General features: G+C 58.9%; 13 protein-coding genes. 7 read left to right on the top strand and 6 right to left on the bottom strand.

Going from position 1 to position 18,934, the window contains the following annotated elements; translation table 11 throughout:
• Positions 1–8: 8 nt before the first annotated feature.
• The 5 genes from mraY to rsmH form a co-directional block, all read right to left on the bottom strand.
• On the bottom strand, positions 9–1,238 hold the full coding sequence (gene mraY, locus DX909_RS24700) for a phospho-N-acetylmuramoyl-pentapeptide-transferase (RefSeq protein ID WP_128547916.1): 1,230 nt from the start codon (positions 1,236–1,238) through the stop codon (positions 9–11).
• 62 nt (positions 1,239–1,300) lie between these two features.
• Positions 1,301–2,785 (bottom strand): UDP-N-acetylmuramoyl-L-alanyl-D-glutamate--2,6-diaminopimelate ligase, encoded by a 1,485-nt coding sequence (locus tag DX909_RS24695; RefSeq protein ID WP_128547915.1) that lies wholly within the window; start codon positions 2,783–2,785, stop codon positions 1,301–1,303.
• Between the two features lie 79 nt (positions 2,786–2,864).
• On the bottom strand, positions 2,865–5,033 hold the full coding sequence (locus DX909_RS24690; RefSeq protein WP_128547914.1) for a PASTA domain-containing penicillin-binding protein: 2,169 nt from the start codon (positions 5,031–5,033) through the stop codon (positions 2,865–2,867).
• Positions 5,030–5,440, bottom strand: a complete 411-nt coding sequence (locus DX909_RS24685; RefSeq protein WP_128547913.1) for an FtsL-like putative cell division protein — start codon at positions 5,438–5,440, stop codon at positions 5,030–5,032. Before DX909_RS24685 ends, DX909_RS24690 begins: the two co-directional genes overlap by 4 nt.
• A 17-nt stretch (positions 5,441–5,457) precedes the next feature.
• Positions 5,458–6,369: a 16S rRNA (cytosine(1402)-N(4))-methyltransferase RsmH gene (rsmH, locus tag DX909_RS24680; RefSeq protein ID WP_128547912.1), complete on the bottom strand. Its 912-nt coding sequence runs from the start codon at positions 6,367–6,369 to the stop codon at positions 5,458–5,460.
• A 102-nt stretch (positions 6,370–6,471) separates the two neighbouring features.
• Here rsmH and DX909_RS24675 point away from each other — a divergent pair, with 102 nt between their 5' ends.
• The 6 genes from DX909_RS24675 (at position 6,472) to DX909_RS24650 (ending at position 14,471) form a co-directional block, all read left to right on the top strand.
• Positions 6,472–7,713, top strand: coding sequence for a peroxiredoxin family protein (locus DX909_RS24675; RefSeq protein ID WP_128547911.1), 1,242 nt, complete (start codon positions 6,472–6,474; stop codon positions 7,711–7,713).
• Positions 7,714–7,752: 39 nt separating this feature from the next.
• A complete protein-coding gene (locus DX909_RS24670) occupies positions 7,753–9,027 on the top strand; it encodes an MFS transporter (RefSeq protein ID WP_128547910.1) in 1,275 nt (424 codons plus the stop codon).
• Positions 9,028–9,361: 334 nt separating this feature from the next.
• Positions 9,362–10,009 carry a redoxin domain-containing protein gene (locus tag DX909_RS24665; protein WP_128547909.1) on the top strand — a complete coding sequence of 216 codons (648 nt, stop codon included), beginning with the start codon at positions 9,362–9,364 and terminating at the stop codon, positions 10,007–10,009.
• A 215-nt stretch (positions 10,010–10,224) separates the two neighbouring features.
• On the top strand, positions 10,225–10,695 hold the full coding sequence (locus tag DX909_RS24660) for a MarR family winged helix-turn-helix transcriptional regulator (protein WP_128547908.1): 471 nt from the start codon (positions 10,225–10,227) through the stop codon (positions 10,693–10,695).
• Positions 10,696–10,783: 88 nt separating this feature from the next.
• Complete coding sequence (locus DX909_RS24655) at positions 10,784–13,222, top strand: 3-hydroxyacyl-CoA dehydrogenase/enoyl-CoA hydratase family protein (protein WP_128547907.1); 2,439 nt, start codon at positions 10,784–10,786, stop codon at positions 13,220–13,222.
• A 70-nt stretch (positions 13,223–13,292) separates the two neighbouring features.
• A complete protein-coding gene (locus DX909_RS24650) occupies positions 13,293–14,471 on the top strand; it encodes an acetyl-CoA C-acyltransferase (protein ID WP_128547906.1) in 1,179 nt (392 codons plus the stop codon).
• A gap of 76 nt (positions 14,472–14,547) precedes the next feature.
• Here the strand turns inward: DX909_RS24650 and DX909_RS24645 are convergent, their stop codons facing one another.
• Positions 14,548–16,737 carry a LysM peptidoglycan-binding domain-containing protein gene (locus tag DX909_RS24645; RefSeq protein WP_128547905.1) on the bottom strand — a complete coding sequence of 730 codons (2,190 nt, stop codon included), beginning with the start codon at positions 16,735–16,737 and terminating at the stop codon, positions 14,548–14,550.
• A gap of 338 nt (positions 16,738–17,075) precedes the next feature.
• Here DX909_RS24645 and DX909_RS24640 point away from each other — a divergent pair, with 338 nt between their 5' ends.
• Positions 17,076–18,887 (top strand): acyl-CoA dehydrogenase FadE, encoded by a 1,812-nt coding sequence (locus DX909_RS24640; RefSeq protein ID WP_128547904.1) that lies wholly within the window; start codon positions 17,076–17,078, stop codon positions 18,885–18,887.
• Positions 18,888–18,934: the final 47 nt, after the last annotated feature.

Raw genomic sequence — 18,934 nt, 5'->3', positions numbered from 1 at the left:
GTTTCTTCCTACCGCAGTTTCAGCGTAACCAGGCTGATGACGGCCAGAATGATGCCCACGATCCAGAACCGGGTGACGATTTTGGCCTCGTGATACCCCTTTTTCTGAAAGTGATGATGCAGTGGCGCCATCAGGAAAAGCCGGTGTTCCCGGGCATGGTCCAGGCCGTTTTTCCGCTTCTGGTACCGGAAGTAGGTCACCTGCAGGATCACCGACAGGTTCTCGACCAGAAAAATGCCGCAGACGATCGGGATCATCAGCTCCTTGCGAACCGCCAGCGCCAGCACGGCAATGACGCTCCCCAGCATCAGGCTCCCCGTATCGCCCATGAACACCTGCGCCGGAAAGGAATTGTACCACAGAAACCCGACGCAGGCCCCCACGAAGGCGGCACAAAAAATCACCATCTCCCCCGAGTTCGGGATGTACATGATGTTCAGATACTGCGAAAAGATCTTGTTCCCCGACAGATAGGCATAGACCCCGAGCGTCAGGCCGATGATGACGGAGGTCCCGGCCGCCAGCCCGTCGATGCCGTCGGTGATGTTGGCCCCGTTGGAAACCGCCGTAATGATGAAAATGACCACCACCACGTACAGAATCCAGGCATACCCGTCGGGGATGAAATCGGGCAGGATGTTGCCGTAATTGAACTCGTTGTTCTTCAGAAAGGGGACTGTCGTCGACATCGACTTGATGTCCTGATAAGCCGCGTATTCAATCTGCCCGACCGAGGTGTTGATCACGCCCGGCTTGTAGATCCGGATTTTGACGTAGTCGTTGAAATACAGCGTCAGCCCCACGATCAGGCCCAGCCCGACCTGCCCGACCACCTTGAAACGGCCCTGCAGCCCCTCCTTGTTCTTTTTGAATACCTTGATATAGTCGTCCAGGAAGCCGATCATGCCGGTCCAGACGGTCGACACCAGCAGCAGCACGATATAGACATTGGTCAGCTTGGCGAACAGCAGCGTCGGCACGACCAGCGACGCCAGGATGATGAAACCGCCCATGGTCGGGGTACCGCGTTTCTGCATCTGGCCCTGCAGGCCCAGATCCCTGATTTCCTCCCCGATCTGGAGCTTCCGGAGGATGTCGATGATCTGCCGGCCGTAGATGGCCGCAATCATCAGCGACAGGGTGATGGCCGCCCCGGCCCGGAAGGATAAATATTGAAAAACCCCGGCGCCGGGAAAGTCGAACCGCTGGTCGAGATACGTAAAGAGGTAATAAAGCATATGGTTTGTGCTTGAAAAATCGAAGGCCTTCCGAACGAAAGAAGGCTTTCGAACCCGCAAAGTTACGGTTTTCCCTGTATCGATTGCTGAAAGGCTTCCCGGAGAACGACCCGGTCGTCGAAGTCGTGTTTGACGCCCATGATCTCCTGATAGGTTTCATGCCCCTTGCCGGCTACCAGAATCACGTCGTTCGGACCGGCCTGGGCCACGGCCCGGAAAATGGCCTCCCGCCGGTCGGCAATGGTTTCCGTCTTTTTAAAATCGATGGCCGGCACCCCGGCCTGCATCTGCTCCAGAATCGCCATCGGGTCTTCATTTCGCGGGTTGTCGGAGGTCAGAATGACCCGGTCGCTGAACCGGCAGGCGATTTCGGCCATGATGGGCCGTTTGGCTGCATCCCGGTTTCCCCCACAGCCTACTACCGTGATTACCTGCTCATTACCCTGCCGCAGGTCCGAGATCGTTTCCAGAACGTTTTGCAGGGCGTCGGGCGTATGGGCGTAGTCGACGATTCCGATGATTTTCTGCTCCGAAATGATGGTTTCGAAACGGCCCGGCGGGCTGGACAGATCGGAGAGCTGGGTCAGCACCTCCTCGGCCTCCTCCCCCAGCAGCACCGCCGAACCGTAGACCGCCAGCAGGTTGTAGGCGTTGAACCGGCCCGTCAGCTTGAACCACACCTCCCGGCCGTCAATCTCCATATGCAGGCCGAACAGCCCCTCCGACAGAATCTTGCCCTTGAAGGAGCCTACCGTCTGCAGGGAATAGCTTTCCTTCCGGGCCGCCGTGTTCTGGAGCATGACCAGCCCGCGCTTGTCGTCGAGGTTCGTCAGGGCAAAAGCCGAAGCCGGCAACTGGTCGAAAAACCCTTTCTTGGCTTTGATGTAATTGTCGAAGGTCTTATGAAAATCGAGGTGATCGTGGGTAATGTTGGTGAAGATTCCCCCCGCAAACTGCAGCCCGGCAATGCGCTGCTGCACCACCGCGTGCGAACTCACTTCCATGAAACAGTGCGTACAGCCCCGCTGGACCATCTGCACCAGCAGTTCGTTGAGTGCCAGGGTGTCGGGCGTGGTATGGGTGGCCGGGATGACGGTTTCGTCGATCTGGTTCTGCACGGTGGAGAGCAGCCCGACCCGGTAACCCAGCCGCCGAAACAGCCGGAACAGCAGGGTAGCCGTCGAGGTCTTCCCGTTTGTGCCGGTCACCCCGACCAGCTTCAGCTTCCGGGAGGGATGGCCGAAAAAATTGGCCGCCAGCAGGCCGAGGGCGTAGGCGCTGTCCTGCACCTGTACGTAGGTAACGGCGGCTCCGGGCCGGTCGTCCGCTTCCATCGGCGGAAGTGCCTCGCAAAGGATGACGGTGGCCCCCTGTTCTACGGCTTTCGGGATAAACTGGTGACCGTCGGTCTGCGTACCGCGGACGGCGGCAAACAGGCTGCCCGCCCCGGCCCGGCGCGAATCCATGGTCAGTTGGGTCACCTCCACATTCATGTTTCCGGAGGTAGCCAGCAGAGGGACTTTATAAAGAAGATCGGTTAACTGCATGGTAAAAGCACACAAAGGCGTTGGCCCGCCGGTTTCCGCGACGATCAGGCCGTCGCGGCAAACCCGGGTTTACAACCCTTTACAGATCATGTTTGGCAATGTCTTTCGAAGCGGTCATCAGGGTGTCGGGGCGGGCGGTTTGCCGGAGGGTCAGGGTGATCCGGCGCGGCTCGGGCAGCGGACTTCCGGGTGGAACGGACTGCTCCACCACTTTGCCGATTCCCTCGAAGCGGACGCGGAAGCCGCGGTTTTCGAGCAGATGCAGGGCGTCGCGCAGGCTCATGCCGCGCAGGTCCGGCACCTGGGTTTTGGTCGCCTGGCTCACCCACTGCACTTTCGTTCCCTGGGTTTCGGCTTTCACCCACCCGTCCGGGCCCGGCTGGCTGTCGATGTTCAGCTCGGTTCCGATGGTCCGGAGGTCGTCGGCAAAGCCGGCTTTGATGCCGGCGCCCGACTGCCGGACCGGTCGGGAGGCAATCGCCACCGGCTGGTGCATCCGCACGTCGTAGGCGTAGATGCGGTCGGCAATCTCCCGGAACACCGGCGCCGACACGCTGCCTCCGTAAAGCAGGTCGATGTGGGCTCCTTTGGGACTATCGACCACGACGACGCAGGAGTATTTCGGTTTGTCGGCCGGAAAATACCCGATGAACGAGGTATAATATTTGCCGACCTGATAGCGGCCGTTGATCAGTTTCTGGGCCGTTCCGGTTTTCCCGGCGAATTTATAATAGGGACTCTGGCTCTTTTTGGCGGTTCCGCGCTCGACGACCCCCTCCAGCATCTTCTTCACCTTGCGGATGGTTTCCTGACGGCAGATCGGTTCCGGATCGACATACGGCTGATAATCCTCGATCACTTCGTCGGCCCGGCGAATCTGCTTCACCAGCATCGGCTGCACCCACTTGCCGTCGTTGGCCACGGCGTTGTAGAACGCCAGCATCTGCAGGGGCGTCAGCCGCAGTTCGTAGCCGTACGACATGGAAGGCAGCGACAGCTTGCTCCACCGCCGTGACTGCGGATTCGGGATATAGGGCATCGTTTCGCCGTACAGCTTCAGCCCGATGGGTTTATGCAGCCGGAACTGACGCAGGTACCGGCAATAGAGTTCCGGGCGGCTGTAGAAGTACCTCATCAGCATGTGCACGCCGACGTTCGACGATTTTTCGAATACCTCCTGCGCGGTGATCGTTCCGTGGCCGCCCCGCTTGGCGTCGGCGATGCCCATGCCGTGGTAACGGACAAACCCGCCCCCGGTGTTCACCAGCTGGTCGGGCCGGATTGCGCGTTCCTCCAGGAGTGCCATCATGGTTGCCAGCTTGAAGGTCGAACCCGGGTCCGTCCCGCCGGCCAGCGCGTGGTTGAAGTTCTCGACGTATTTACCGTTGCGCAGGGTCAGGTTCGCCATGGCCCGGATTTCGCCCGTAGCCACCTCCATGACCACCAGCGACCCTTTCTCGGCCTGGTACTTCTCCAGCCCGTGCAGCAGGGCGGTTTCGGCCATGTCCTGAAAATTGACGTCGATGGTCGTGTAGACGTCCACGCCCGGCTCGGGTTTAATGTCGGACCCGTCCTCGACCGGCATCTGGACCCCGCCCGAAAGCACCTCCACCAGCCCGACGCCGTCTTTTCCGGCGAGTTCTTTCTGGTAACTGGCTTCCAGCCCCACCAGCCCGCGCCCGGTTTCGGGGCTCAGGTAGCCGACCGTCCGCAGGGCCATCCGCCCGAACGGGTTATACCGCAGGTAGACCGGGTCGAACTTGCCGCCCCCCTGATTCCGGCGATCCCGGCGGAAAAACGGCCATTTCAGCATCGCCAGCCGGTCTTTGAAGGTAATTTTTTTGCGGCTCAGGAGCACATACTTTCGCCCGTGCTCCCGGGCCTTTTTGATCATGTAGACGTATTCGTTGCGGGAGTGGTCGCCGAAGTGCCGCGACAGCAGCATCCCCAGCGAGTCGATCTTCTGGTTGAAAAACTCCTCCTTCGCCACGCGCGGATCGATCCCGACGTAGTAATAAGGCAGGGAAGTCGCCAGCAGGCTGCCGTTATGGGAATAAATATTGCCCCGGTTGGCCCGCAGCGTATCCTTCTTGATATGGTATTCGGCGATGCGCTCCTTCCACAATTTACCGTCCTGCTTCTGAACGAACTGGACGTGGAACATCTTCCCGACGATCCCGGCGGCAAACAGGCAGATCGCGATGGAAGCCAGCCTCGCCCGGCGCAGAATATCCTTTTTAATGTTCATGGCTGAGGGGCTTCCGGTTTAACGACAATTTTGTAGGGCGGAGTGGTCGGCTCGGTGAGGCCCATCGGGGCCACCTGCTTCGTAATTTCCGACTGTTTCCCGCTTTTCATGAAGTCGGCCTTCAGGGTCGTGTAGTGGGCAAGCAGTTCGTCCACTTCGGATTTGGTCCGCTGAATCCGGCGCACCAGCCGCTCGGCGTTGTGGTTGAAACCGATGTAGACGATCAGCAGCAGCGACACCCACATGATGCGGTCGAAGTGCTTGATGGGCCAGGCGTTGTCCTCCCCGAAAATCCGCTCGATTCCGACCGTCTGGTTCAGGTAATTGTACAGCCGGTTTTCCCGCTTCTTTTTCACCTTCGGGGCTCTCGGCTCGGACTGCTGGTGTTTGAACGTATTCTGTGCCATAGGTTCGGGTGGCCCGTTTACAGTTTCTCGGCGATCCGGAGTTTTGCGCTTCTGGCCCGCGGGTTGCGGCTCACTTCCTCGGCCGACGCTTCGATCGGTTTGCGGGTGATGCCCCGGAGCGGTTTGATTTCGTTCCCGTACAGGTCTTTCTCGATGTCTCCCCTGAAGTTACCGGCTTTGATGAAGTTTTTCACCAGCCGGTCTTCCAGCGAATGGTAGGCCATCACCACCAGCCGCCCGCCCGGCGCCAGCACCTCCGGCACCTGCGTCAGGAATTCCTCCAGAACGGTCAGTTCTTCGTTCACTTCGATGCGCAGCGCCTGGAACACCTGCGCATAGTATTTATTTTCCCGGCCCCGCGGAGCATACCGCTGCAGGACGCCCTTCAGGTCGCTGATGGTTTCGATGGGCTGCCGCGCCCGGGCGGCCACGATGGCTCCGGCCAGCGTGCGGGCGTTGATTACCTCGCCGTACATGCCCAGAATTTTGTGAAGCTGTTCTTCAGGATACTCGTTGAGCACTTTGCGGGCCGTCTGTTCGCCGGACTGGTTCATCCGCATGTCGAGGTCGGCGTCGAAGCGGGTCGAGAAACCGCGTTCGGGCGTGTCGATCTGGTGCGAGGAAATGCCCAGGTCGGCCAGAATACCGTCTACGTGGTCGATTTTATACAGTCTGAGATACCGCTTCAGGTGCCGGAAGTTGGCCGCCACGAACGTTAGCCGCGGGTCATTGACCTCCCCGGCATTCCGCCGGGCGTCTGGGTCCTGATCGAAGGCGATCAGCCGGCCGCCTTCCAGTTGCCGAAGCAGCTCGCGGGAATGACCTCCCCCGCCGAACGTCACGTCGACATAAGTGCCCCCCGGTTTCAGAGCAAGCCCTTCGATGCAGGCCTGGAGCAGAACCGGATCGTGGTAAGCGGTATTCGTCATTCGTATTTCAGGAACTATTTTAAAAAGAACATCCGTTACAAACTTAACAAAACCGCCCCTATTTCTACGAGAAGACTCCCGCATCCTCCATCTTTTTATCGTATGAAAAAAATGCTTGCCCTGCTGGTCGCAGCCGCGTTTTGGTTTCCGTTTTCCTGTGCGTCCGATTCGGCGCCGAAAGTAAAAAAAGGCATCTGGCGGGCCACGCTGAAAACCAAAGGGGGCGACCTTCCGTTCGGGCTCGAACTGGTACCCAACGCCGACAGTACCACCTGGTCCGTCTACGTCCTCAACGGCAAGGAACGGCTGAAATTCGACACGGCAACGTTCCAGGGCGACTCGATCCGGATTCCGATGTCGATCTTCGAATCCGAGATCCGGGCCAGAGTGTCGAGCAACACCATGCAGGGCATCTTCCAGCGCCGGCGCACCCTTCAGAGTTATACCTTCATCCCCTTCGAGGCCCGGTTCGGCGAGCGTCACCGCTTCACGAATACGGCCGAACCGCCCAAAACCAGCTTTACCGGCAAATGGGCGACCACCTTCCGCTCCGAATCGGACACCACGCAGGCCGTCGGGATTTTCCGGCAGCAGGGCGGTACGGTCACCGGAACGTTCCTGACGCCGACCGGCGACTACCGCTTCCTGGAAGGCAACGCGGTGGGCGACAGCCTGCTGCTTTCCTGCTTCGACGGCACCCACGCCTACCTGTTCAAAGCCGCCCGCAGGCCCGACGGAACGCTCCAGGGCGGGTTCTGGTCCGGCGTAACCGGTTACGAAACCTGGCAGGCCCGCTTCGACCCGGCCGCCGAATTGCCCGACGCCACCCAACTGACTTACCTGAAACCGGGGCATAAGACCCTGACCTTCAGCTTCCCTGATCTCAGCGGCAAACCCGTCTCCCTGGCCGACGAACGGTTCCGCAACAAGGTGGTGGTGGTGCAGCTGCTTGGTTCCTGGTGCCCCAACTGTATGGACGAGACGAATTTCCTGAGTCCGTGGTACCGGAAGAACAAAGACCGGGGGGTTGAGATCGTGGGGCTGGCCTATGAGAAGTCGGCCGATCTGAAAGAATCTGCTCCCAAACTGCAGCGAATGATCGAACGGTACTCGATCGGGTATCCGGTGCTGCTGGCGGGTACCAACAATAAGGCAGAAGCCTCAAAAACGCTTCCGATGCTCAACCGGGTGATCGGCTTTCCGACCACCATCGTTCTGGATCGGAAGGGAAACGTGCGTCAGATCCATACCGGCTTCACCGGCCCGGGAACCGGAAATTATTACGACACGTTTGTTGAAGACTTCAATCGTCTGATTGATAAACTTCTGGCCGAGGAACTGTAAACCCCCGTCCGCACCATCCACAACAAATACGAACACACCATGTCCCGTCAGGAAAAATTGCTTCTTTTCGTGCTTGCCTGCATCAACTTCACCCACATTATCGACTTCATGATCATGATGCCGATGGGGCCTCAGTTGATGCGGTTTTTCAGTCTCAGTCCCCAGCAGTTCAGCTTCATCGTATCCGCCTACAGCCTCAGCGCCGGCATCTCCGGTTTTCTGGCCGCCTTCTTCGTCGACCGGTTCGACCGGAAGAAAGTGATTTTCTGGGCTTACCTCGGCTTCGTCCTCGGAACCATCGCCTGCGGTCTGGCCCCTACCTTCGGCTGGCTGATCGTGGCCCGCACGACCGCCGGAGTTTTCGGAGGGGTGCTGGGGGCGCAGGTCCTGGCCATCGTGGCCGACGTGGTGCCGTATGAGCGCCGGGGGCAGGCCATGTCGCTCATCATGAGCGCCTTTTCGGTGGCTTCCGTCGTGGGTGTTCCGGCCGGGCTGTATCTGGCTACGGAGATCAGCTGGCATGCGCCGTTTCTGGTGCTGGGCGGCCTCGGCCTGGTCGTCATCGGCCTGATCGTCCGGTTCGTACCGAAACTGGACCAGCACCTGCAGCGGGCGGAAGTCCGCTTTAATCCGCTGGAAGTGGTGACGGCCGTTGCCCGCAATCCGAACCAGCTTCGCGCGCTCTGGCTGACGACCACCATCATGCTGGGCCACTTCAGCATCATCCCGATGCTTTCCCCCTATATGGTCGCCAACGTCGGTCTGAGTGAGAACAACCTGTATCTGATCTACCTGACCGGCGGCCTGGTGACGATCTTCAGCGCCCCGCTGGTCGGAAAGCTGGCGGATCAACGCGGTAAATACCCGGTTTTCGCGATTTTCGCCCTGCTCTCGGTACTGCCCATCTACCTGATCACTACCATGGAGCCGGCCAGTGTTGCCTACATCATGTTCGTGGCTGCCATCTTTTTCATTTTCTCCAATGGCCGCATGATTCCGACCCAGGCCATGGTTTCTTCCGTCGTGGAACCGAAGCACCGGGGTGGGTTCATGAGCATCAACTCGTCGGTGCAGCTGCTGGCCCAGGCGGCCGCCACCTACGGGGCCGGTCTGATCGTCAGCAAAACGCCGGGCGGGCAGCTCATCCACTACTCCTGGGTGGGGTATGTGGCCATGGCGGTCATCCTTTCCAGCATTCTGATCGGCCGCATGGTCCGGCCCATCGAGGAAACCCGGCCGGAAACCGTCGAGGCCGGGGAGGCCGAACCGGACGCGGCTCAGCCGGTTTCGGTAGCCTACCGTCCTGCCAAATAATAAAATTAACGCTCAGAAATTTGGAGCGTATTTAAACTGTTGCCTATATTTGCACATAATCTATTGACATAGTATATTAATGCATCTGACCAATCGCCATACGACCCCCCGCCGGCGCCGTCCGGTTGTAGAGACCTCCCCTCCTTCTACGGGTCGGTGTTGTTGTCGAATGCATATGGTGTGCCATTAGGACACCGCCCCTTCATTACCCTGCCCAATCTGCTTAACTTTTTTCTGAATACCGGCCCGGCAACGTCGATGGGCCGTTTGCCCGGCATAACCCGGCTTGATTAAGGCTCAGTCACGATACGTGCCATTCTAAAAACCTGCTGCCATGACTCCTTATTTCGATACCGTTCCCGAGGACACCGACCTGTACTCCGTTCCTCAGATCTTCCGCAAAACCGTTTCCGTCGCCCCGCTGCGGCCGGGTGCCAAGGCGCCCCTGATCAACCTGCCGCGTCGGCTGGCCGTATGGCAGTACATCACCTGGCAGACCGATTCGGCCGGCACCATTCACCTGCATGATCTGCTGGTGAACGGCCCGTTGGTCGTGGCCTTCTACAGCTCCGGCTGGAACGGCTATGCCGAACCCTATCTGCAGAAACTGACCCGGCTTTACACCCGCCTTCGCCAGGCCGGTACGAATCTGCTGGTGTTGTCGCCGGATTCGGTGGATCATCTGCAATCACTGGTCGAGCAGCAGGACCTGCCGTTCACCATCGCCCAGGACGCGGATAACTTTATTGCCGACCAGTTCGGTGTTCACTCGGCCAGCGACCTGGTCTGGAACCGTATTGCCGGAATCACGGAAGACGTACCCTTTCCGGGTCTGTTCGTCGTCGGGCAAAACCGGGAGGTTTTGTTCAGCTACGTGGATAAGGATTTTACGGAGGATTTTCCGCGCCGGGAAGTCCTGGAGCGGCTGGAGCAGCCTTCCGCTACGGAAGTGCTGGCTTACTACGACCGCTCGGCTGCCTGAGGCCACCCATATTCAGCAGGTTTTATTACATTTGACCTGCCGGTGACCGTTTCCGCGGATCGCCGGCAGGTTTCTTTTTTAATAGGATTCCTCGCTTCCCTTCTACTTTTTCCCTCTTTCATCCAGAATTCTTCAATAGTATGCTTGCATAATACTCTTTTATTTTGGTAGCTTTACGGGGTCGGCCCGACACCAAACGCCCGAGCGATACCGAGATGAAAAAGGAAAAAACCGTCGATTTTCACATCAAGTGGGGGTGGCATGCCGTTTCACGCATGTATAACACCTATGCAGCGCGCTACGACATGACGATGGCAATCGGCTACGTTCTGCTGAACATCGACATGGAGCAGGGAACCCCGGCTACCAAGATCGGCCCCCTGCTGGGAATGGAGCCCCGCAGCCTGGTCAGGATGCTGAAAAGCCTGGAAGAACGGGGCTGGATCAAACGGGTGGTCGACGAAAACGACAAGCGGTTCGTTCGTATTTTCCTGACCAGCGAAGGCAAGAAGAAGCGGGAGATTGCCCGCGAGGGCGTCATTCAGTTCAATAACCTCATCCGGGAGAATATCCCGCTCGATAAGCTCGTGGTCTTCTTCGACGTCATGAAGGAGATCAACCGGCTGGTGGAGGAAGAAAACTCCAAACTGAAAGCCAGCGGTACGGAGGAATTAACGGTTGAATAATGGTTTAAAAACGCAGGCAGCCTGAGCGTTTTGCCGACAGCCCCGGCCCGGCGGCTTTTCTTCAAACCGCTGTATTATTATAAAAATTATGGAAGCAACCCTTTCGAAACCCCTGACCACCACCAGAAACCGCAGCATCCGACGGGTAGCCGTTCTCGGCTCCGGCATCATGGGCTCGCGGATCGCCTGCCACTTCGCCAACATCGGCGTGGAAGTGCTGCTGCTGGACATCGTCCCGAACGCCCTGACTCCGGCCGAAGAAGCTAAAAAACTAACGCTCGACCATCCGGCCGTGCGCAACCGGGTGGTGAACGAGGCTTTTCAGAACACGCTGAAAGCTACCCCTGCCGCCCTCTACAGCCCGAAATTCGCGGAGCGCATCAAACTGGGCAACTTCGACGATAACCTTTCCGAAATCGGTAAATACGACTGGGTGATCGAGGTGGTCGTCGAGCGGCTGGACATCAAGCGGTCACTCTACGAGCGGGTCGAACAATACCGCAAGCCCGGCACGCTGATCACCTCGAATACCTCCGGCATCCCGATGCACCTGTTGACGGAAGGCCGGAGCGAGGATTTCCGGCGGCATTTCTGCGGAACGCACTTCTTCAACCCGCCCCGCTACCTCCGCCTGCTCGAAATTATTCCCGGCCCCGCTACCGACCCCGCCGTCATCGACTTCCTGATGAGTTACGGTGACCTGTATCTGGGCAAAACGACCGTACTCTGCAAGGACACGCCCGCCTTCATCGCCAACCGGCTCGGTATTTACGCCATGATCCAGACGATCCGGGTGGCCGAAGAGATGGGGCTGACGGTGGAAGAAGTCGATAAACTGACCGGCCCGGTCACCGGCCGACCCAAATCCGGCACTTTCCGGCTCTCCGACGTCGTAGGGCTGGATACGACCGTCAACGTTGCGACCAATCTGCTGAAAGTTTTGACCAACGACGAGTCGAAGGAGGCCTTCCGGCTGCCGCCGGTCATGCAGAAACTCTATGACAACAAATGGCTCGGCGACAAAACCGGCCAGGGTTTCTATAAAAAGGTCAAGGACGAAAAAGGCCAGTCGGTCATTCTGGCCCTCGACCTGAAAACGTTCGAATACAAGCCGTCCCAGAAGGTGAAGTTCGCGACGCTCGAAGGCACCAAAAGCATCGACTCGCTGAAAAAACGCTTCCCGGTCCTGCTGGCCGGCTCCGACAAGGCCGGGGAGTTTTACCGAAAGACCTTCGCCGACAGCTTCCGCTACGCCACCTACCGCATTCCCGAAATTGCCGACGAGCTTTACCGCATCGATGCCGCCATCACGGCGGGGTTCGGCTGGCAGATGGGCCTGTTCGAAACCTGGGATGCCATCGGCCTCCGGAAGGGCGTCGAACTGCTCGAATCGCAGGGGCAGAAACCGGCCGCCTGGGTGTATGAAATGCTCGAAGCCGGGTTCGACAGCTTTTATAAAGTGGAGGGCGGTGTCCGGAAATACTACGACCTCCCGACCAAAGCCTACAAGGCCATTCCGGGAACGGAGAGCTTCATCCTGCTCGAAAACCTGAGCGGCAACGTCGTCTGGAAAAATGCCGGCGCGGCCCTGTACGACATCGGCGACGGCATTCTGAACCTCGAATTCCGCAGCAAGATGAACACCTTCGGAGCCGAGGTGATCGAGGGCCTCAACAAAGCCATCAGCATCGGGGAGAAGGATTTTCGCGGGCTGGTCATCGGCAACGAGTCGAACGAGGCCTACTCGGCGGGGGCCAACCTGGCTACCCTGTTCATGTTCGGCATCGAGCAGGAGTTCGACGAGATCAACCTGATGATCGCGCAGTTCCAGCAGACGATGATGCGGGCGCGGTATTCCTCGATTCCGGTCGTGACGGCGCCCCATTCCCTGGCCCTGGGCGGAGGCTGTGAACTGAATCTCCACGCCGACCGCGTCGTGGCCCATGCCGAGCTGTATATGGGACTGGTCGAAGTGGGCGTCGGGCTGATTCCGGCCGGGGGCGGCACCAAGGAGATGGCCGCCCGGGCGAGTGACCTCTACCAGACCGGTGACCCGGAGCTGAACATCCTGCAGAACATTTTCATGAACATCGCCACGGCTAAGGTGTCGACCTCGGCGCAGGAAGCCCGGGACATGAACTACCTGCTGCCGTCGGCCCAGATCGTGCTGAACCGCAACCGGCTGATCGCCGAAGCCAAACAGGCCGCTATCGAACTCGCCGAAAACGGTTACACCCAGCCCAAACCACGCAAGGACATCAAGGTGCAGGGCCGGACCGGCATCGCCCTGTTCAAAGCCGGAATTACGGCGATGCGCATGGGCCGGTTTATCTCCGAACATGATCAGAAGATCGCCGAAAAACTGGCTTACGTCATTTGCGGGGGCGACCTCAGCACGCCCCAGACCGTCAGTGAGCAGTACCTGATCGATCTGGAGCGCGAAGCCTTCCTGTCGCTGACGGGTGAAAAGAAAACCCTGGAACGGATTCAGAGCCTGCTCCAGGGCGGAAAGCCGCTGCGGAACTGAGCCGGAAGACCGAACCCGGTCGGAAATTTATAAGTAACCGAAATTGTTTTAAAAGAAACATCGCATTCATATGGACGCCTATATTGTAGCCGGTTACCGGACGGCCGTCGGAAAAGCGCCCCGCGGGGGCTTCCGCTTTACCCGTCCGGACGACATGGCGGCTGAAGTCATCAAACACCTGCTCGGGCAGCTCCCGAACTTCGACCCCGCCCGCGTCGACGACCTCATCGTCGGCAATGCCGTGCCGGAGGCCGAACAGGGCATGCAGATTGCCCGGTATATTGCGCTGCTGTCGCTGCCGGAAAGCGTGCCGGGAATGACCATCAACCGGTATTGCGGCTCCGGGCTGGAAGCCATCGCCATCGCGTCGGCCAAGATTCATTCCGGGCTGGCCGACTGCATCGTCGCCGGCGGTACGGAGTCGATGTCGCTCGTGCCGGTGATGGGCTGGAAAACCGCCCTGAACTTCGAGATTGCCCAGAAGCATCCGGATTATTACATCGGCATGGGCCTGACCGCCGAGCAGGTGGCCGAGCAGTTCAAAATCAGCCGGGACGAGCAGGACCAGTTCGCCTACGAATCGCACCAGAAAGCGCTGGCGGCTCAGGCGGCCGGTAAGTTCGACGACGAGATCGTGCCGGTTTCGGTAAAGGAAACCTATTTCGATACGGAGGCAGGCAAGAAGAAAACCCGCGAGTGGGCCGTCAGCAAAGACGAAGGCCCGCGGGCCGATACGAGTCTGGAAGCCCTGGGGAAACTGAAACCGGTGTTTGCCAACGGCGGGTCGGTCACGGCCGGAAACTCCTCACAGACCTCCGACGGAGCCGCGTTCGTCATCGTCATGTCCGAACGGCTGGTGAACGAACTGGGCCTGAAGCCGAAGGCCCGCATGGTCTCCTACGCCACGGCCGGCGTCGAGCCCCGCATTATGGGAATCGGACCCGTCAACGCCATCCCGCTCGCGCTGAAAAAAGCCGGACTGAAGCAGGACGACATCGAACTGATCGAACTGAACGAGGCCTTTGCCGCCCAGTCGCTGGCCGTCATCAAGGAACTGGACCTCGACCGGAGCCGGATCAACCCGAACGGCGGTGCCATCGCCCTCGGTCACGCGCTCGGCTCGACGGGCGCCCGTCTGTCGGTTCAGCTGTTGAATGAAATGGAACGCCGGGACCAGAAATACGGCATGGTTTCGGCCTGCGTGGGCGGAGGTCAGGGCGTGGCCGGCGTCTTTGAACGGCTCTCCTGATCCACCCGGATAGACAGTAAAAAGCGGACCCGCTCCTGGAAATGAAGCGGGTCCGCTTTTTTATAGCCTCCCGGCCTTAATTTCCCCTCCTGATCACCAGCCGCGTCCCTTTCACGGCCGTCAGGTTCGGCAGGTTATTCCATTCCCGTATCTGCTCGGGAGTCACGTTGTATTTCAGGCCGATGCGGAAAAGATTTTCTCCACTTTTCACGGTATGGATGATCGCTTTGGCGGTTTCTGCCTCTTCTGCTGCGGCCCGGACGGTTCCCGGATCGGCCGGACCCACGACCAGCGTCTGACCCGCCATGACGGCCTGCTGGTCGGGCAGGTGATTCCACCGGCGGAGCTGTTCGGCCGTGACCTGGTATTTCAGGCCGATCCGGAACAGATTTTCTCCGTAACGCACCACATGGGTGCGTTCTCCTCCCGAAGCCGCCGGAACGGCTGCCTTGCTCGCCGGCCGGGAAGGTCGCGCCAGGTCGATCAGCAGCGACTGGCCCGCCCGAAGCGGTTTTCCGGCGGAAAGGTTATTCCAGAGCAGCAGATCCCGGACGGTAACGTTATACCGCCGGGCCACCGAGGCATAGGTGTCGCCTTGCTCGGCCAGGTGCATAATCAGCGGGCCGGCCTCTTCCGATTCCGTCTCACTTTCCGCCGGCTCCGACACCGGAGGGCTTACGGGTGCGGACTCCGGCGGGGTAACCGTCGGCCGAACCGTCTTGGTGGCACCGCTCCGGATGACCGGTTCGGGAGCAGGACCGGCCACCGCAAGGCGTTGGTCCGGGAGGGGCGTCAGGCTGTCGGCCGGTGAGGGCGTCGTCTGGACCGTCAGAGCGCTGCTACTCTGGGCAGAAGCCGGGCGGGCCGTTGCCGAATCAGGCCGGGATGGTACCGAAGACGGGGAAGACGGGTAGGCCGTTGCCGTTACCGGAGGCCGGTCGGAGGGTTCCGGTTTGAAGTACTCGACCGGCACGCCGTCCGGCCGTTTTTTCTGAAGCCAGAGGATGCGGCCGGGAGCCGGCTTCTGCTCCGGATTCAGGTCGTTATAAGTAATTAGAGAAGCCAGTTGAATACCGTATTGCTGGGCAATCTCCCGGAGCGACTGTCCCTTCGCGACGACATGGAACGGCACCTTCGCCCGCTTCTCCTTTTTTTCCAGATAATAGACCTCTCCGATAAAAACCGGTTCTCCCCGTTGCAGGTCGTTATAACGCAGAAATTCTTCCACGCTGATGCGGCCCCGATAGGCGAGCGTGATCGGATTGTCGTACAGCAGGGCCTGAATACCTTTCTTCCCGTTGATGCGGTGAAACACGGCTCCGCGTTCGTCGGGCTGCATGGTTTCTTTCTGAATCATCGGAAACCCGGCATCCTGCCGGGCCACCGCATTCTGCGCTGCGGCAGCCGCCCGGCGCCTGAGGTCGGGGAGCCGCTCGACTGAAACCGGAATAAAAACCGTAAGCTCCCGGTCGGGCGGCACCTGGCTGCCCTTCAGCCACCGGTTATGACGGTGCAGGTCGGCCTCCGCCACTTCGAATTCCTCCGCCAGTTGCCGGACGGTTTTCCCTTTGGCTTCCTCATACTGAAAAAGAACCTCCTGACGGGCCGGATGATAGAGCGAAAAGGCGCGTTCGAGAACCGTTTTGGAAGCCAGCAACCGGATCAGAAAATCATCGTGGGTATCGGTCAGGGCAAAAAACGATTCCTGGTCGGTGTTCGGATGACCGGCGGCTGTGGTATCGGCCCGCAATATCCGGTCGAAATGCCGGATCACGTCGATCCAGTTACGGCTCCGGCGGCTAAGCTGCTTCAGCCGGTCGATGGCCGCACCGGAAGCCGACGTCAGGTGCAGGCGTTCATCGACGGCCGCATCGACTCTCAGGCCCAGAGGGTTCGTTTTCGGGAGAGCCCAGAAGCCGGGTACCGGGCCGGGCGGAAAAGCGGCACTGTCCTGCAGGGCCAGAAACAGGAAATCGGTGGGAAGGGAGTGCTCTTCCAGCAGGGGTCGGATCACGGGGAAATACAGACTCATCTGCTCCAGACGCAGCCGAACCAGCGAGCGGTTGAGATAAAGCAACTCGGCCTCCTGCTGAACGGCATATTGCGTGGATTCGGTCAGGTGGATCGTGACGCCGGCAAATTCCATCCGGTTTCCGATCTGAGGAACGCCCTGAGCCTGAGCCGCCCCGAAGGCCAGCATATATCCGGTCAGCAGGACCAGCCCCCACCTGACCGGTCCGCGGTCATTTACATTTTTCCACATCATTCGGTTACGGTTTATCGCTCACCTCGATCGATACGTAATCATTTGAATCTAAAGTTACACTTTTAGTATATGTGTACAAGCAATATGCCAACAAATTCCGCTTTGACATTTATTGAAATAACATATCAGTAACACACTGAAAACCAGGCAATTTAACGGAGGTAAAAGTAAGAAATTAAGGCAGAAAGGCAACCGGTGCCCGTAAAACTGAATCGACCGAAACCCGGGGAGCCAATTTTTTTAAAAGTATGCTTGCATACTATTTAGGCTTTCATTATTTTTACGGCTAAAGCAGTATGCCTGCATACCGAACGTAGCTAATTCTTATTTATAAACCCATGATCGCAACCGAACACAAAGCATCCATTAAAGGCGGAGAGTTTCTGGTGAAGGAAACGGATGCCTCACAGGTGTTTATTCCGGAGGAATTTTCGGAAGAGCAGCAGATGATCGCGGCTACGTGCCGGGAGTTTCTGGAACGCGAAATCTGGACCCGTCTGGACGAAATCGACCACGCCCAATCGCCGGAACTGATTTCCTCCCTGATGGATAAAGCCGGGGAACTGGGCCTGCTCGGGACGTCGGTGCCGGAAGAATACGGCGGTTTCGGAATGAATTTCAATACGTCGATGCTGGTGGCCGAAGTAACGGGCGCGGGTCACTCCTTCTCGGTGGCGCTCTCGGCCCACACCGGCATCGGCACGCTGCCGGTCGTCTACTACGGCAACGAAGAACAGAAAGCCCGGTATCTGCCCAAACTGGCGACCGGCGAATGGAAAGCCGCCTACTGCCTCACCGAACCGGATTCCGGCTCCGATGCCAACTCGGGCAAAACCAAAGCCCGGCTGTCGGAAGACGGTAAACATTATATCATCAACGGACAGAAGATGTGGATTACGAACGGTGGGTTTGCCGACGTTTTCATCGTCTTCGCCAAAATCGAGGAAGGCGGTCAGACGGACAAAAACCTGTCGGCCTTCCTCGTCGAGAAAAGCTTCAGCGGCATTACCATGAATGAGCCGGAGCATAAAATGGGCATCAAGGGTTCCGACACCCGCCAGATCTTCTTCAACGACTGCCTGGTACCGGTCGAGAACCTGCTGTCGTCGCGCGGTAACGGATTCAAAATTGCCGTCAACATCCTGAATATCGGCCGGATCAAGCTCGGCATTGCCGCCGTCGGCGGGGCCAAACAGGTGATCCATAACGCCGTACAGTATGCCAATGAGCGCCGTCAGTTCGGCGTACCGATCGCTTCGTTCGGCGCCATCCGGCATAAACTCGGCGAGATGGCGGTGCGGGTGTATGCGACCGAAACCGCCTGTTACCGCATCGGGCAGAACATCGACGACCTCATCGAAGACCTGAAAGCCAAAGGTACCCCGGACGCCGACGCCAGGCTGAAGGCGCTGGAGCAGTTTGCCATCGAATGCGCCATGATGAAGGTCCACGGCTCCGAAATGCTCGATTATGTGGTGGATGAAGGCGTTCAGGTGTACGGCGGCATGGGCTACTCGGCCGACGCGCCGATGGACCGCGCCTACCGCGACGCCCGCATCAACCGGATTTTCGAGGGTACTAACGAAATCAACCGGATGCTGACGGTGGATATGCTCCTGAAGCGGGCCATGAAAGGCGAACTCGACCTGATGGGTCCGGCCATGGCGGTTTCCAAAGAGATTCTGTCGATTCCCGACTTCAGCACCGAGGAAGACGAAACGCTGTTTGCCGCCGAGAAAAAGGTACTGCGAAACCTCAAAAAAGCCGTCCTGATGGTGGCCGGAGCCGCCGTGCAGAAGTTCATGATGAAACTGTCGGAAGAACAGGAAATCCTGATGGCGCTGGCCGACATGGCCATCGAAGTGTACGCAGCCGAGTCGGTGCTGCTGCGTGTCGAGAAGCTCATCGGCACACGGGGCGCTTCGGCGGTGGCCCTGCAGAACGATCTGGCGCTGGTGTACCTGCACGAAGCCGTCGAGAAAGTCAACATGGCCGGCCGGGCCGCCATTACCTCCTTTGCCGAAGGCGACGAACAGCGCGTGATGCTGATGGGCCTCAAGCGCTTCACCAAAATTGAACCGATGAATCTCAAAGACGCCCGCCGTCGGATCGCCGATGCGATGATTGCCGAGAACAAATTTTTTTTCTGATCGGGGAAGTGCCCTCCGTGTCAAGATTTTACTTCTGAACTAAAGAC

It is taken from the genome of Larkinella soli (assembly GCF_003703975.1).
Lineage (GTDB): Bacteria > Bacteroidota > Bacteroidia > Cytophagales > Spirosomataceae > Larkinella > Larkinella soli.
This window is presented reverse-complemented; position numbering and strand designations above follow the sequence as displayed.

Coding starts and splice junctions, on each gene's coding strand:
- DX909_RS24665 (WP_128547909.1), top strand. CDS start 9,362: ATGACTCCTTATTTCGATACCGTTCCCGAGGACACCGACCTGTACTCC.
- DX909_RS24685 (WP_128547913.1), bottom strand. CDS start 5,440: ATGGCACAGAATACGTTCAAACACCAGCAGTCCGAGCCGAGAGCCCCG.
- DX909_RS24660 (WP_128547908.1), top strand. CDS start 10,225: ATGAAAAAGGAAAAAACCGTCGATTTTCACATCAAGTGGGGGTGGCAT.
- DX909_RS24655 (WP_128547907.1), top strand. CDS start 10,784: ATGGAAGCAACCCTTTCGAAACCCCTGACCACCACCAGAAACCGCAGC.
- DX909_RS24675 (WP_128547911.1), top strand. CDS start 6,472: ATGAAAAAAATGCTTGCCCTGCTGGTCGCAGCCGCGTTTTGGTTTCCG.
- DX909_RS24650 (WP_128547906.1), top strand. CDS start 13,293: ATGGACGCCTATATTGTAGCCGGTTACCGGACGGCCGTCGGAAAAGCG.
- DX909_RS24695 (WP_128547915.1), bottom strand. CDS start 2,785: ATGCAGTTAACCGATCTTCTTTATAAAGTCCCTCTGCTGGCTACCTCC.
- mraY (WP_128547916.1), bottom strand. CDS start 1,238: ATGCTTTATTACCTCTTTACGTATCTCGACCAGCGGTTCGACTTTCCC.
- DX909_RS24645 (WP_128547905.1), bottom strand. CDS start 16,737: ATGATGTGGAAAAATGTAAATGACCGCGGACCGGTCAGGTGGGGGCTG.
- rsmH (WP_128547912.1), bottom strand. CDS start 6,369: ATGACGAATACCGCTTACCACGATCCGGTTCTGCTCCAGGCCTGCATC.
- DX909_RS24670 (WP_128547910.1), top strand. CDS start 7,753: ATGTCCCGTCAGGAAAAATTGCTTCTTTTCGTGCTTGCCTGCATCAAC.
- DX909_RS24690 (WP_128547914.1), bottom strand. CDS start 5,033: ATGAACATTAAAAAGGATATTCTGCGCCGGGCGAGGCTGGCTTCCATC.
- DX909_RS24640 (WP_128547904.1), top strand. CDS start 17,076: ATGATCGCAACCGAACACAAAGCATCCATTAAAGGCGGAGAGTTTCTG.